The organism is Alteromonas sp. 5NS40-0096 (genome assembly GCF_057544385.1).
On sequence record NZ_BAAJLQ010000001.1, the window covers coordinates 1 to 14,319 of the forward strand.

Consider the following 14,319-nt stretch of genomic DNA (forward strand, 5'->3'; position numbering starts at 1 on the left):
AATGTACTTTAATCGTTCATATCATCGGTCGGGCACTTTATGGGAAGGAAGGTATCGTTCTTGTCTTGTTCAAAATGAGATTTACCTATTGCAGGTTTATCGATACATCGAATTGAACCCTGTGCGGGCAGGCATGGTTGATGACCCCGCGGAATATTGCTGGTCGAGTTACCAGTGCAATGCGCTAGGTAAAGAGAGCGAGTTACTAACGCCTTATTCACTCTATCTTGCTATCGGTAAGGAAGGGTTGGAAAGGCAAGCAAGTTACAGGGAACTGTTTCAACATCATATTGAAGGTAAGCTGCTAGAAAACATACGCAGAGCGACTAACAAAGGCCTGGCATTAGGCAATGCACGTTTTATTGCTGACGTAGAGGCGATAACGGGTAAACGTTTGAAAGAGAGGAAAAAGAGGAAGAAAAACGGGGTGGAGAAAAGACAAACGAGAGCTGTCGGCCTCTAGGTGAAGTCAGGTAAAATAAAGTGGCTCTGACCCCATTTATTCCGGAATTGACAACTACTAATTAGGACGGCTCCAATATGATAAGTTAGTCTCAAGCGGTTTCGGCTCATGAGATATGAGGACATGAGGTCGACAATGATCAAGGAAACTAATCATGAAAACACTCGTCATTGCAATACTAATTGCTAGTTATTGGCCATTTGCAAACGCATCAAATGATATTAGTTGGCCATACAATCTGCCTTACACTGATTTTAATCGAACTAACTTAAAGCAGGTACTTTTTGAAGATGCAGACAATAAAGTAGTTGCCAAAATTGTTGAAGATTTTAGGAAGTCACCTTTAGAACTCATTATCGAAGTCGAAAATGTAAAAAAGGTCAACGATAATATACAATTACATTCAGTTTGGAAAAACAAAGAAGGGAGCAAGAGAACATATTTGTTTCAACTTAGCGATTCCACTTATTTCATAGTATATGAAGTTAATTGTGGAAATATTTTGAAAAAATATATGACATCATCCTGGTCTTTGTCTGCATAAAGATAGCGATAAACTACTGTATAGGTAGAGTGTCTAATAGACTAATTTATGGTCAGGCAACGCCTGATATAACAATTCTGAATCCAATACGTCATATTTTGACTTGGCCCCAATAACTGGGCTGTCCAATTATTGGGGTTGCTTCAAACTCAGAATAAAAGAGGCCAAAGCCGAATTAAATTCTCTACACTCAAAAGTATGATTATTTTATCCTTAATGTGAGGATAAAATGCCAAGAAAGCCGAGGGCTACTGCAGCGGGGTATTATTCAGAGAGGCAATATTCGTCAGTCTATTCAGGTGTATCAGTGTAAAGTAACGTGGCTCAGCCCCCTATTTTTGATTTGCTGTGGTTGTAAAAAGAAATTGTGGCTAATCGCCCATGCGTAAAGCATATTGCTCAGTAAAAAATGAATATCCAAGAAGTGGTTACCCGAAATTAGATGGCGTTATTCCCCCTGTTTCAGTAGAAAATTCACACCCACTAGATGCAATTCTTATTCAATAGGTAAAAATATGTTTAAAAAGCTTGTATACACATTATTTATTTACTTCTTGGTAAGTACAAATACGAAATCAAGTGAGCCAGTACTGAGTCAAGCTATTCCAAGAATTCCTAGCGAAGAAAGGTGTCAGTTAGCCAATAGTTACGTTGATGAAATGATACTTCCTTTAGAAGAAAATTTAGCGAATTATAAAATCATGGGTAATTGCTCTCTCAAAAAAAATGATTTGAAAATGGCATTTAGCTATTGGGGGAAGGCAGCGTTACTTGGAGATGAAGAAAGTTTGGCTAATATAGGAAGAATTAGTGCATTAAATTCCTCTCACGCAGAGCGAGTCTTTGGCTTAAAAATTCTTTCTAGATTTGGGGAGCAATACGAAAACGAACAATATCTTGTTAAGCTGTTTGCCGCGCTCTCTTTAATTGCATATCCACCTTCGTTTTCAAAAGAAGGTACCGAGAACCCCTATGAGACCGCTTTAGCGTTGCTCTTACAAGCGATTGAAATGGAAAAACAATACGATATGTCTGAAAGCGCAATGATTGCTAAATACCTGCTTTATATAAACTATTTCGACCAGTTTAATCTCGACGCAGCGACCTTAGTTCGAATGAAATCTAGTGTTAAAGATACCGATGCGTTCTATTGTTACATGCATGAGGCGTTAACTAGGGACCTGTATAAGCTGCCAACTATAGATGAGGCTACTAACTTTTATAGCAAAGAATGTAGTAGCCCAACATTGGAATAGATTTAATGGAAATTCATGGACAGGGAATAAAAGGGGCAGAGCTGAACTAATTCCTCTGGACTCAAAGCTATAGTTATCTTTGCTTAATGTGAGGATAAAGGGCCGAGAAAGCCGACGCCATCTGCATTGGGTGTTTCAGCGGTTGTTATTCAGAGAGGCAATAATCCTCAGGCCATTCCGGTGTGTCAATGTAAAGTCAACAGGCTCTTAACTCTATTATTTATGGGTACCGCAAGGAAAATGTTTCGCTCAAACATGAAACGGTTTACAAGGCGATAGAGAATGAAAAACTGGGTAGTTAAATTAGTGTTTTTGTTATGCAGTGCTAGCTTATTGGCTTTTTCTAGCGAGACTCAAAACATATACTTTAATTGGAAAGGTGGAGATTTAAACAAAAGGAACGTTGTTAAATTAGATTTGAAGTTGCTAGAAGAGGATCTATTGAATGCGATAACCACAGATTACGCTAAAAATCCTCTGACCTTTACCCTTAAAGCGGAAAGTATTGATCAGAAAATGGAAAACATCACGCTTTGGCGTGCTTGGAAAAATAGTGAGAGCGACACTGAACTACAAGTAATATTCTCTGTTGATACTTCAACCTATTTTGTTGTCTACATAATTGAGAATAAGAAGATAGTCGACAAATTTTATCTGTCATCTTGGAATCTATGAAATCGGTGCAAAAGTAGAGCTAATTAGCAATGTTGGAGGGATAAGTCGATTCCCGTTTACTGTGTTCCGGTTGTATCGCTGAAGAGGGAATTAAATGGCTTCAAAATTAATATTAAGTTTATTGCGTGAAAAAACGCTCGAGGAAAGGCGGCGTTTTTTCATTTCACTTGCAAATAATGTGTGCTTACAGATACGAGTAAACTTGGCTCTCGGCGCAGCGGAGAGTAACGAGCAAAATCGAACTATACTGCTGAACGAGTGTGTTCACAGGTTTCTTAATCATGCTCTTAGTCTTTATGAAGAAGCTCCTTGTTGGAGTGATAGAGAAGTTTTCGAGCATGTAAAGCAACTAGCTGAAGGTGACGCTACGATCATTAACGATATCGGAACGGCTATTAGCTTGACTAGCTTGGCGAAGCAGTGAGGAAGGATAAGCGGCTTCTTGCGAGTACCCTCGTTAAATAAGGAATAAACTATGAAAATAGCAGTACCCGTGTTTTTTAGTGTTCTTTCATTTGCAGCCATTTCCGGAGAGTATGATGAAATCAAGGCGCCTTCAAAGATAAATACGGTTTGTGCTAAAGCCATATCTATTGCTTTAAATGACCTAGAATTTACAAACAAAGAGATACCAAGAGAGCAATTCTATGAGGAATATGCAGAAGTATCCTGTGTAAAAAAGGGGACTGAACAATTGCATATTCGGTTTTTTAACGAAATTTTGGGACAAAATGGTGGGGTCGTAAATTACTTCATAGACAGTGATTCATTTACTATTGTGAGGAAGGTTGGAGAGAGGTAATGGGTTCAGTGCCGAATTGAATCCGCTAAACTCAAAGGTATAGGTTTTTGTTGCCTAATGTGAAGATAAAATGCCGAGAGGGCAGAGGGGGATTTAGCAGCTCGGTCATATCTTAAAATAATGATGTCGAACGTTAAAATGATAATTAAACCAAATTGGAAAAATAGGGCAATAATTTATTGGGTGCCACTTCTTATGGTAGTTTTAGCGCTGCCCAACTTTAATGTCTGGGGTAGCTTTCAGCCTGTAGAAGGGTTAAAAATGTTGTTTTTGGCAGCTTTGTTAATAGGTTTTCTTGAGTATCAGATATTCGGCTATCAGGTCGCTCTAAGTAATGATGCTATGTCATATCGAGCTACGGGTTTCCCAACTTTTTCAAAGAAAGTCTTTAACGCAAATGCAATTACTAATTACAAAGTGGTTTTTTTTGATAAGTCAGAAAAATTCAGAAGTGCATTCATCGAAATTAATGTTGATGGCTCGAAGGAGTTTATCAATATTGCTAGTTTTACTGGAAGTGATGTTCGAAAAATTGAGGAATGGTTAAGAAACAAAACGGGATAACTAGAAATAAAATGGGTCAGAGCCGAGTAAAAAACTCAACTCGCAAAGGTATGATTAGTTTTTGCGTAATGTGAGAATAAAATGCCGAGAGAGCCGAGGGCTCCTGCAGCGGGTGTTGCAGAGCATGTTATTAAGAGAGGCAATTATAGTCAGGCTATTGTCGAAAGGATGGGTAAATGGCTGCCAACTAATCCCCATTGGTAAGGTGTGTTAAGTGATTGATAGAAAGGTAATTCAATATTTTATGTTAGATATGCCGAACTGTATTAAGTCGGCTTTCTACAACACGCTAAAACTGATAGTAGTTTTTTCTACGTTAAATTTTTTTATTACATGGGGGCTCAAGGAGTCGTTAAATGATGCATTGTTTAGTACACAAGAGTTTGTGGTTTCGGTTTCTTGGAAGATTTTGATTATATTACTTTTTTTAATAACTGGATTAAGAGTGTATTCGAAATACATCTACTGGAACAAACATTACAAGGTTAATACTGATATCGAAGAATTGCACCAAAAATGGAAGAGCCAGTAACTTGAATTGGTGTTTATTCCATTGCTAATTCTATTTTCTTGGATATGTGCCTATTTTGAAGTCTCGGAAAAACAATAAAAAGGGTCAGAGCCAAATTGAACCCTCTAGACTCAAAACTATGATCATTTTTCGCTAAATATGAGGATAAAAAGCTGAGAAAACCGTGAGTATCTGCATTGGGTGTTGAAACGGGTATTATTAACAGAGGCAACAATCGTCAGGCTATTCAGGTGTACTAATGTTAAGTAAAGTGGCTCTGAGCCCATTTGTTCAAGAAGGTGCTAGTGATTTCATTAGCTGGCATCCGGATTAGAAATAATGAAGTATTTTGGTATTTTTGCAGCAGATTGCGATGCTTAATTTTTTAAAGGTGCTCCCGAACAGCACTTTTGTTCTGGATGTGGGTCATGTATCGGTATGGACAAGTACTATCCAGAAAAACTTGATATTAGAAAGCTAAAGAAGAACTTTGCAACTACTTATGACAACCGACTCTTGTTAAGTAATGTAGCTCGTGAATTTTTAATAGAGAAATCAAGAACACAATTGACTTTCAAGCTTGTGAATAAAAAACCTGACATTTACGTTATGGAAACAAGCGAAATCGTTGCTTTTGATGTTGAAAAAAGGGGAACACGGTTTGTTGATTACTGTGATATTTGTGGAAATTACGAATCTGTAGTTGGCGCGACGCCGATAATGCTTAAAGGTACGAGTCAAATTGAGTCATTCTCAGTTGTAAAGACTGATATCAGTTTTGGGAGTTCCAAGGAAAAAGCACCCATTTACATAGTTGGTGAAGAGTTGGCCAAAGAATTAAAAAATACATTTAAGGAAATTGATCTCCTGCCAGTCGTTAGTTGAGCGTAAAGTTTTAAATAGCGGCACGTAGCACTGTAATGACATAAATAAAAAGGGTCAGAGCCGAATTAAATCCTCTACACTCAAAGGTATGGTTATTTTTTTGCTTAATGAGAGGATAAAATGCCGAGAAAGCCGAGGGCATCTGCGGCGAATTTTGAAAGTGGAAAAGTAATTAACTCTTCCTTTAAAGAAACTAGCTGTGAAATTAAGAGCGTAGAATAGTGAAAATATTATGCCTTTCGGTATTGTTTATTGTTTCAATCTTGAGCTTGCAGGGGTGTCAGAGACTAACTTCTGATGAACAAGAAACGTGTTTAAAGTACAAATTCACAATAAGTGTGATTAAAGAATACACTATTAAATTTTATCCAAAATCAAAGATTGGACTAGACTTGAAAACAAATGCTACAAATTTAGATTTTCACTCGTCTTCGATCGAAAAGCATCTTATATTAGATGGGTGGGACAATCCTTTTGGTTTTATTGAAGAGGAAAGCATAGTTTATTCGTGGGGGAAAAACGGGGCCGATGAGCTTGGTAAAGGAGATGATATTTCATTCATAAAAGCCCCTAACAAGTCTTTTTATTGTAATGATTCAATAAAAGGGGTCAGAGCCAAATTGAAACCTTTAGACTCAAAACTATGATCATTTTTCGCTAAATATGAGGATAAAATGTTGAGAAAGCCATGAGCATCTGCAGCGGCTGTTGAAGAGGGGATTATTGAAAGAGACAATAATCGTTAGGCTACTCAGTTGTGCCAATGTGAAGTAAAGTGGCTCTTAATCCATATTCCCTCGACTACCGTCAATCGCTAAGAAAAGATGAATTACGCAAGATGAGACGTAATTTTTGTAAAAGCAATACGTTCACGTTTGGAATTCTACTTATAGTAGCATTAAGTTTTTTCGGATGTGATAGTGCTGACATCAATCATGTGGAAGCAGGGAAGCCATCCAAAACTGTCGAATGGAGCTTGAAAAGAGATATCGAGCACTTTTCCTATCGAGGCGTCAATCCGATAGTGATAGCGGATTTAGCGACTGCGCTCAAGACGGATAACTATTTAAGGTTTGAAAAGTCTTTATCTGAAATTGAAGTAAATTACTCAAGTTGGCTTGTATACTATGAAGTAAACATTAACAGAGGCGCCTTTAATTTCTATTTTTACGCATTTGATGACAGTGGTCACTGCATTGTAGGGATCGACAAGTTATATAGTATTAAAACTGACGTTAGAGAATGTCCCAATTTAAACCGCATATTTGTAAAACATTTTGAGAAGGATATGTTGGTTGGGCGCGACAATCCAATCTACGGAATCTCGATGCTTAAGTCTGGTTCTATTGTGCAAGTACTCTCGGTGAACCCAAGAGTCTCACGATATGGTGAGCAAAACAAAGACATAACCGAGCATATTATAGAATTGTTTTCACTCCAGAACGCCAATGAGCACTCGCTTCTATTCTGAGTTTAACACCACCGCATAGATGAGAATTAAAAGAAATACCTCCTTTGCAACAGCTTCAAATGCACCCATCAATAACGCCTCAAATAATACCTTACTAACTTATGTGGTCTTTTACTTGACTAAAATAGTCGGGTATGGAACAATCGCCGCCAATTTTAATGCCTCGGAGTAAGTCATGAAGCTGACATCGAAAGGTCGTTATGCCGTAACCGCAATGCTGGATGTAGCTTTGCATTCCAAGCGTGGTCCTGTGCCACTGGCCGATATCTCTGAGCGCCAAGAAATCTCCTTATCATACCTCGAACAGTTGTTTTCGCGTTTGCGCAAAGAGCAACTCGTTGAGAGTGTTCGCGGCCCCGGTGGCGGCTACAAACTGGGTAAAGATGCGCAAGACATCGCTGTGGGCGAGGTTATTCGTGCGGTTGATGAAAGCGTAGATGCCACTCGCTGCCAAGGGCAGTCAGATTGCCAAGGTGGTGAACGTTGTTTAACGCACAGCCTGTGGCAAGACTTGAGTGATCGTATCAGTGTATTTCTCGACAGCATCACCCTTGGTGAATTGATGGCTAAACGAGATGTACAAGAAGTTGCTGGTCGTCAGGACCAAACAAAACTGCACGCCAGTATTGCTGGTATTGAAGTTAGCGTTCAGCTTTAACATCTCCAGGTAGTCATGACGAACGTAAAAACGCCAATTTACCTAGATTATGCGTCGACCACGCCGGTCGACCCGCGCGTGGCCGAAAAAATGGCGGCGTGTTTGACGATTGATGGCAATTTTGCCAATCCTGCGTCTCGTGCTCACCGATTTGGCTGGGTAGCGGAAGAATCTGTGGATATCGCCAGAAATCAAATCGCCGATCTGGTGAACTGCGATCCCAGAGAAATCGTATTCACTAGTGGTGCGACAGAGTCCGATAACCTTGCGATTAAAGGCGCCTATGACGCTAACAAGACAAAGGGCAATCACATCATTACTGTAGCAACCGAGCACAAAGCCGTGCTTGATACTTGCGAGCAGTTAGAGTCTGAAGGAGCGAGCGTAACCTATTTAGTGCCGCCTGCTTCAGGATTGATCAGTGTCGAGCAGTTATCTGCAGCCATTACCGACAGCACGGTGCTTGTTTCAATCATGCACGTGAATAATGAAATAGGTGTGGTGCAAGACATAGCGGCTCTTGGTCAGCTGTGTAAAGACAAGGGGATTATTTTCCATGTCGATGCCGCACAAAGCACGGGGAAAGTGGATATCGACCTTGCCTCGCTGCCAGTCGATTTGATGTCCTTTTCAGCTCATAAGAGCTACGGCCCAATGGGAATTGGCGCGCTGTTTGTGAGGCGCAAACCCAAAGTGCGTATAGCGCCGCAGATTCACGGCGGTGGTCATGAGCGAGGTATGCGCTCTGGCACGCTACCTACCCACCAGATTGTAGGAATGGGCGAAGCTTTTGCTTTATTACAGCAAGAAATGCATGACGAGTTGCCTAAAATGGCGGCATTGCGCGATAGGCTGCTTGCTGGTTTGTTACAGCTTGAAGGTGTGACGATTAACGGTGATATGGCGCAACGCGTCGCTAGTAACCTCAATGTCAGCTTTGCGGATGTCGATGGTGAGAGCTTGATCATGGCACTTGGCGATATTGCTGTATCGTCAGGTTCGGCTTGCACGTCAGCAAGTCTAGAACCGTCATACGTGCTGCGAGCTCTCGGTCTCGAACCAGAACTCGCACATAGCGCAATCCGATTTAGCGTTGGGCGCTATACGACAGAGGAAGAAATTGACTACGTCATAGACAAAGTCAACACGGTAGTGAGTCGATTACGGATGAGCCGAATGGCAAGTGTTTGATGCACTTAAGACCCTTGGAGCATTGAATAATTTCGATGTTTCGGGCATGATTCGCCGCCAAAAATAGCGGCGCTACCGTACCAATAATAATAAGACTCCCGCATGGAACGTGAATACTTGAGTGAAATACTCGGGTATTGTAAAATTTACCCAATTTAAAATACGTAAGCCCGGCGATAGAGCTAGGCTGGAAAGCCGCGTTTGACAAGACCAAACGCAACAGGCGCAGTATAAAAGTGAGATCACAACATGAGTGAACAGATCGAACAGGCGTTATCGAAACAGTACGAAGCTGGTTTCATTTCTGAGATTGAATCAGAAACTTTCGAAGCGGGTTTGAACGAAGACATTATTCGTCGTATCTCTGCGATGAAAAACGAGCCTGAGTGGATGCTAGAATGGCGCTTAAAAGCCTTCAGAAGCTGGCTAGAAATGGAAGAGCCTGAATGGGCTCATGTCGAGTATCCTAAAATCGACTTCCAAGCCATCTCTTACTACTCAGCGCCAAAGAGCATGAAGGATAAGCCTCAGTCGTTGGACGAAGTTGACCCTGAGCTACTTCGCACTTACGAGAAGCTCGGTATTCCTTTGCACGAACAGGAAATGCTTGCAGGTGTAGCGGTTGACGCTGTATTCGACTCGGTCTCTGTTGTCACGACGTTCCGCGACAAATTGGAAAAAGCCGGTGTTATTTTTTGTCCTATCTCTGAAGCGGTTCACAAGTACCCTGAGTTAGTGAAAAAGTACTTGGGCTCAGTGGTGCCGCGCACTGATAACTACTACGCCGCGCTTAACAGTGCTGTGTTTACAGACGGTTCATTCGTTTACATTCCGAAAGGCGTTCGCTGCCCGATGGAATTGTCTACTTACTTCCGCATCAATGAGCAAAATACAGGTCAGTTTGAAAGAACGTTGATCGTCGCTGATGAAGGTAGCCACGTGAGTTACCTCGAAGGCTGTACTGCTCCACAACGCGATGAAAACCAACTGCATGCTGCGGTTGTTGAACTAGTCGCAATGGACGATGCCAACATCAAATATTCTACGGTTCAAAACTGGTATCCGGGCGACGAAGAAGGCCGCGGTGGTATCTACAACTTCGTTACCAAACGCGGTATTTGCCACACCAACGCTAAGATTTCGTGGACGCAAGTTGAGACTGGTTCTTCAGTTACTTGGAAATACCCTAGTTGTGTATTGAAAGGCGACAACAGTATTGGTGAATTCTACTCAGTGGCGTTAACCCGAGGCCGTCAGCAAGCTGACACGGGTACCAAGATGATTCACCTAGGTAAAAATACGAAGTCGACCATCATCTCAAAAGGGATTTCTGCAGGTAAGAGCAATAATGCTTACCGCGGATTAGTCAAAATGGGCCCGCAATCGGATGGTGCTCGTAACTTTACGCAGTGTGACTCTCTTCTCATTGGTGATAAGTGTGGTGCACACACTTTCCCTTACATTGAAAGTCGCAACCCAAGCGCCATTATTGAGCACGAAGCAACAACGTCAAAAGTCAGTGACGAACAAATGTTCTTGTGCCAACAGCGCGGTTTAGATGCAGAGAAAGCCGTTTCTATGATCGTAAATGGTTTCTGTAAAGAAGTATTCAAAGAGCTGCCGATGGAATTCGCGGTCGAAGCCGGCAAGCTGCTCGAAATTAGTCTCGAAGGTTCAGTGGGGTAACCAATGCTTAAAATTAACAATCTACATGCTAGCGTCGAAGAAAAAGACATCATCAAAGGTTTGAACCTAGAAGTTAAGCCAGGTGAAGTACACGCTATTATGGGCCCCAATGGTGCTGGTAAGAGTACACTCGGTTATGTGCTTTCAGGCCGCGAAGGTTACGAAGTGTCTGAAGGTGCTGTTGAATTAAATGGCAAAGATATGCTGGATATGGAAGTGGAAGAGCGCGCTCGTGAAGGCTTGTTCTTGGCATTCCAATACCCGGTTGAAATTCCAGGTGTGTCTAACATGGAATTCATGAAAGAGTCTGTTAATGCTGTTCGTGAACAACGTGGCGAAGACGCACTTACTGCAGCTGAATTCTTAAAAGCGGCCAAAGCCGCGTGTAAGCAAGTAAACTTGCCTTTAGATTTCTTAAAGCGCGGCGTGAACGAAGGTTTCTCTGGTGGTGAGAAAAAGCGTAATGAAATCATGCAAATGATTTTGCTACAGCCAAAAGTGTGTATTCTTGACGAATCAGATTCAGGTCTCGATGTTGATGCCCTTCAAGTCGTAGCCGATGGCGTAAACAGCCAACGCGATGGCGAGCGCAGCTTTATCGTTGTTACCCACTATCAACGTCTTCTTGACTATATCAAACCCGACTTCGTTCACATTTTGGCCGATGGCAAAATTGTCAAAAGTGGTGACGCTTCACTTGCCCTTGAGGTAGAAAGCAGCGGTTATGCCTTCCTAAATGAAGATGCTGAGGAGGCAAGTGCATGAGCCAGTGGCTAGCTGAAGTTATCGATAACGGCGTAAGCCGTGATGATGCCTTCTCTGCTGTGCGACAGGCCTCACTGGAAGCGCTGAAAACGCGCAAGTGGCCGAATCGCCGAACAGAAGAATGGCAATTTACACCTTTGATGAGTGTTGAGAAACGCAGCCTCGCGCTAGCCGCAACACCAACCAAAGACGTTCAAGTACCTGTAGTCCCTGGGCTAAACAGTTTAGATATCGTTTTTGTTGATGGTGAGCTCATCACAGACATCAGTGCGTTACAAACTGAAGCTGGTATGACAATTTCGTCATTTGATACGCTTGACGATGACACTCAGAATCGCATGCAAAGTTTGTTTGGCAAAGTCAAACCCGCTAATCATCTTTTCGGGTTAGTCAATGACGTATTGGCGGGGCAGGGCATTTTCATCGATGTAGACGCAGGCGCGACTATCGAACAGCCGGTTCGCATCGTGAATCTGGCCACACAAAATGCAGACAATCATACTCGGGTTCTCGTGAACCTTGGTGCTAATGCCAGTGCCACTATTATTGAGCACGGTCAGGGCACTGTCTCTAGCATGAATACAGCGTTTGCCGAGTATGTAGTTGGCGAGCAAGCTGCACTAGAGCACTACCGGTTTGCATTGTTCACTGAACAAGCCGTGCAGGTCGGCGGAAGCCATTTTGAACTGCATAGCAAAGCAACAATGAACAGTAACTTTGTTGGGTTTGGCAGTCAGTTATCTCGCCTTGATGTGGACGTTCATCATGCCGGCGAACACGCCTTTGCGAAAATGAACGCCGTGTATTTGTTGGCTGAGGGGGAATTGTTCGACCTTCACACTACCATCGAACATGCTGTGCCAAATGGCACAACAGAAGAAAACGCTCGCGGCATCATCGGTGATGGCGCAAGAGCGGTATTCAACGGCCGTATTCACATTCACCGTGACGCCCAGAAAACCCTTGCAGAGCTGAACAACCGCAATTTGCTGTTGTCTCGTCGCGGTGTGGTGAACACAAAGCCTGAATTAGAAATTTATGCTGATGATGTGCGTTGTGCACACGGTGCAACAGTTGCGGAAATCGACGATGAAGCGCTGTATTACCTTTTAAGTCGCGGGATCAGCCGCAGCCAAGCGTTGGTTATGCTCAACTTTGGCTTTATCAATGAACTGATCAGCGACATGCCTAATGAACACATCGCAAATTGGTTACAGCCGCAACTTAGCGACCGCTTTGCTGCCATGGAGGTAAAATGAGTTTAGATATCCAGGCACTGCGCGCGCAATTCCCTATTTTATCAAGAGAGATTGATGGTAAGCCATTGGTCTATCTCGACAATGCGGCGACGACACAGAAGCCACAAGCAGTCATTGACGCGCTCATGGATTTCTATACTCAAACCAATGCCAATGTTCACCGTGGTGCACATCATTTGTCTGATGAAGCCACACGCCGTTACGAACAAGCGCGAACGGATGTTGCGACTTTCATTAACGCCAATGCCAAAGAAGAAGTGATTTGGACAACTGGTACAACGGAAGCAATCAATATTGTTGCCAATGGTCTCGCTCAGATACTGCAAGTGGGTGATGAAGTTGTGGTGACAGAAATGGAGCATCACGCCAATTTGGTTACGTGGCAACAAGCTTGTAAAAAAGCGGGAGCGACGTTAAAAGTTGCCAGCATCAATGACGCTGGTGAACTAGACATCGACAGTTTCGATAGCTGCTTAAGCGACAACACTAAATTAGTGGCGTTCCCGCATGTTTCCAATGCGTTGGGGACCATTAACCCGATTCAATCTCTTACTGCCAAGGCGAAAGCGGTTGGAGCATGGGTATTGGTTGACGGTGCTCAGGGTATTGCCCATGGCGGTGTGGACGTGCAAGCCATAGGCTGTGATTTCTACGCATTTTCTGGTCACAAATTGTTTGCACCAACGGGTATAGGTGTACTTTGGGGACGCAAAGCGGTCCTCGAAACTTGGCCTGTTTGGCAAACTGGCGGTGAAATGATTGCCGATGTGACATACCAAGACGCTACCTGGGGCGCATTGCCAAATCGTTTAGAAGCGGGCACGCCAAATATTGCTGGTGCAATTGGCCTTGGTGCGGCGGTTAACTGGTTTAGCGCGCTAGATTTGGATGCCATCGCAGCCCATGAAAAAGCCTTGTTAGACAAAGCAACTGCGCTCGCAGAAGGCATTGATGGTTTGAAGATCATTGGCACTGCTGCGAACAAAGTCGGTGTGCTGAGCTTTGTTTTTGATGGCGCACATCCGGCTGATGTGGGCTTTATTCTCGATCGCCAAGGGGTAGCTATTCGCACTGGCGATAACTGTGCTCAACCACTAATGAAAAAGTTTGGTATTCCGGGTACCGCTCGTGCCTCTTTTTCAATTTACAACACATTAGAAGAAGTCGACATCTTGTTTAGCGCTTTGAAAAAAGCGCAAATGATGTTGGCCTAGGAGCTGATGACATGACGGTAGAAACGTTTGTTCCGAGTCAGAAAACCGTGACGTTAACGGATGCTGCAATCCAGCATTTTTCTAGCAAACTCGCTTCACAACCGGGCAAGATTATTCGCCTTGCAACGAAAGTAAGCGGTTGTACGGGTTATGCTTATGTCTTGGATTTTGCAGATCAAGCCCAAAGCGAAGATGAAATTATCGAGTTTGGTGATGCAGTCACTTTGGCTATTTCCCCTGATGCTATCGATTTGGTTCGCAATACCGAAATTGATTACGTGATGGAAGGCGTAAACGGCATTATCAAATACAACAACCCTAACGTGGTTGATGAGTGTGGTTGTGGCGAAAGCTTCAACGTGGGTTAATTACGAG

16 protein-coding genes are annotated in these 14,319 nt (G+C 42.8%); all 16 read left to right on the forward strand.

Features of this window, described 5'->3' with window-relative positions:
- On the forward strand, positions 1-463 hold a 463-nt coding region (locus AC27G9_RS00005; protein WP_487069729.1), incomplete at its 5' end, for a transposase.
- Between the two features lie 154 nt (positions 464-617).
- Complete coding sequence (locus AC27G9_RS00010; RefSeq protein WP_487069731.1) at positions 618-1,007, forward strand: hypothetical protein; 390 nt, start codon at positions 618-620, stop codon at positions 1,005-1,007.
- Positions 1,008-1,522: 515 nt separating this feature from the next.
- Positions 1,523-2,263, forward strand: coding sequence for a hypothetical protein (locus AC27G9_RS00015; RefSeq protein ID WP_487069733.1), 741 nt, complete (start codon positions 1,523-1,525; stop codon positions 2,261-2,263).
- 282 nt (positions 2,264-2,545) lie between these two features.
- Positions 2,546-2,938 carry a hypothetical protein gene (locus AC27G9_RS00020; protein ID WP_487069735.1) on the forward strand — a complete coding sequence of 131 codons (393 nt, stop codon included), beginning with the start codon at positions 2,546-2,548 and terminating at the stop codon, positions 2,936-2,938.
- A 475-nt stretch (positions 2,939-3,413) separates the two neighbouring features.
- On the forward strand, positions 3,414-3,740 hold the full coding sequence (locus AC27G9_RS00025; RefSeq protein WP_487069737.1) for a hypothetical protein: 327 nt from the start codon (positions 3,414-3,416) through the stop codon (positions 3,738-3,740).
- Between the two features lie 138 nt (positions 3,741-3,878).
- Positions 3,879-4,304 carry a hypothetical protein gene (locus AC27G9_RS00030; protein WP_487069739.1) on the forward strand — a complete coding sequence of 142 codons (426 nt, stop codon included), beginning with the start codon at positions 3,879-3,881 and terminating at the stop codon, positions 4,302-4,304.
- 949 nt (positions 4,305-5,253) lie between these two features.
- A complete protein-coding gene (locus AC27G9_RS00035; protein ID WP_487069741.1) occupies positions 5,254-5,700 on the forward strand; it encodes a hypothetical protein in 447 nt (148 codons plus the stop codon).
- A 221-nt stretch (positions 5,701-5,921) separates the two neighbouring features.
- The gene (locus AC27G9_RS00040) at positions 5,922-6,347 is read left to right on the forward strand and encodes a hypothetical protein (protein ID WP_487069743.1); all 426 of its coding nucleotides are present in this window, start codon (positions 5,922-5,924) and stop codon (positions 6,345-6,347) included.
- A 329-nt stretch (positions 6,348-6,676) separates the two neighbouring features.
- The gene (locus AC27G9_RS00045) at positions 6,677-7,171 is read left to right on the forward strand and encodes a hypothetical protein (RefSeq protein ID WP_487069745.1); all 495 of its coding nucleotides are present in this window, start codon (positions 6,677-6,679) and stop codon (positions 7,169-7,171) included.
- 175 nt (positions 7,172-7,346) lie between these two features.
- A complete protein-coding gene (iscR, locus tag AC27G9_RS00050; RefSeq protein ID WP_487069747.1) occupies positions 7,347-7,829 on the forward strand; it encodes a Fe-S cluster assembly transcriptional regulator IscR in 483 nt (160 codons plus the stop codon).
- Between the two features lie 15 nt (positions 7,830-7,844).
- Positions 7,845-9,020 carry an IscS subfamily cysteine desulfurase gene (locus AC27G9_RS00055; protein ID WP_487069749.1) on the forward strand — a complete coding sequence of 392 codons (1,176 nt, stop codon included), beginning with the start codon at positions 7,845-7,847 and terminating at the stop codon, positions 9,018-9,020.
- A gap of 249 nt (positions 9,021-9,269) precedes the next feature.
- The gene (gene sufB, locus AC27G9_RS00060; RefSeq protein WP_487069751.1) at positions 9,270-10,706 is read left to right on the forward strand and encodes a Fe-S cluster assembly protein SufB; all 1,437 of its coding nucleotides are present in this window, start codon (positions 9,270-9,272) and stop codon (positions 10,704-10,706) included.
- A 3-nt stretch (positions 10,707-10,709) separates the two neighbouring features.
- Positions 10,710-11,471, forward strand: a complete 762-nt coding sequence (gene sufC / locus AC27G9_RS00065) for a Fe-S cluster assembly ATPase SufC (protein ID WP_487069753.1) — start codon at positions 10,710-10,712, stop codon at positions 11,469-11,471.
- Positions 11,468-12,730, forward strand: a complete 1,263-nt coding sequence (sufD, locus tag AC27G9_RS00070) for a Fe-S cluster assembly protein SufD (RefSeq protein ID WP_487069755.1) — start codon at positions 11,468-11,470, stop codon at positions 12,728-12,730. The genes sufC and sufD overlap by 4 nt, the downstream gene beginning before the upstream one ends.
- Positions 12,727-13,944: an aminotransferase class V-fold PLP-dependent enzyme gene (locus AC27G9_RS00075; RefSeq protein WP_487069757.1), complete on the forward strand. Its 1,218-nt coding sequence runs from the start codon at positions 12,727-12,729 to the stop codon at positions 13,942-13,944. Before sufD ends, AC27G9_RS00075 begins: the two co-directional genes overlap by 4 nt.
- Positions 13,945-13,955: 11 nt before the next feature.
- The gene (locus tag AC27G9_RS00080) at positions 13,956-14,312 is read left to right on the forward strand and encodes a HesB/IscA family protein (protein ID WP_487069759.1); all 357 of its coding nucleotides are present in this window, start codon (positions 13,956-13,958) and stop codon (positions 14,310-14,312) included.
- Positions 14,313-14,319 lie beyond the last annotated feature (7 nt).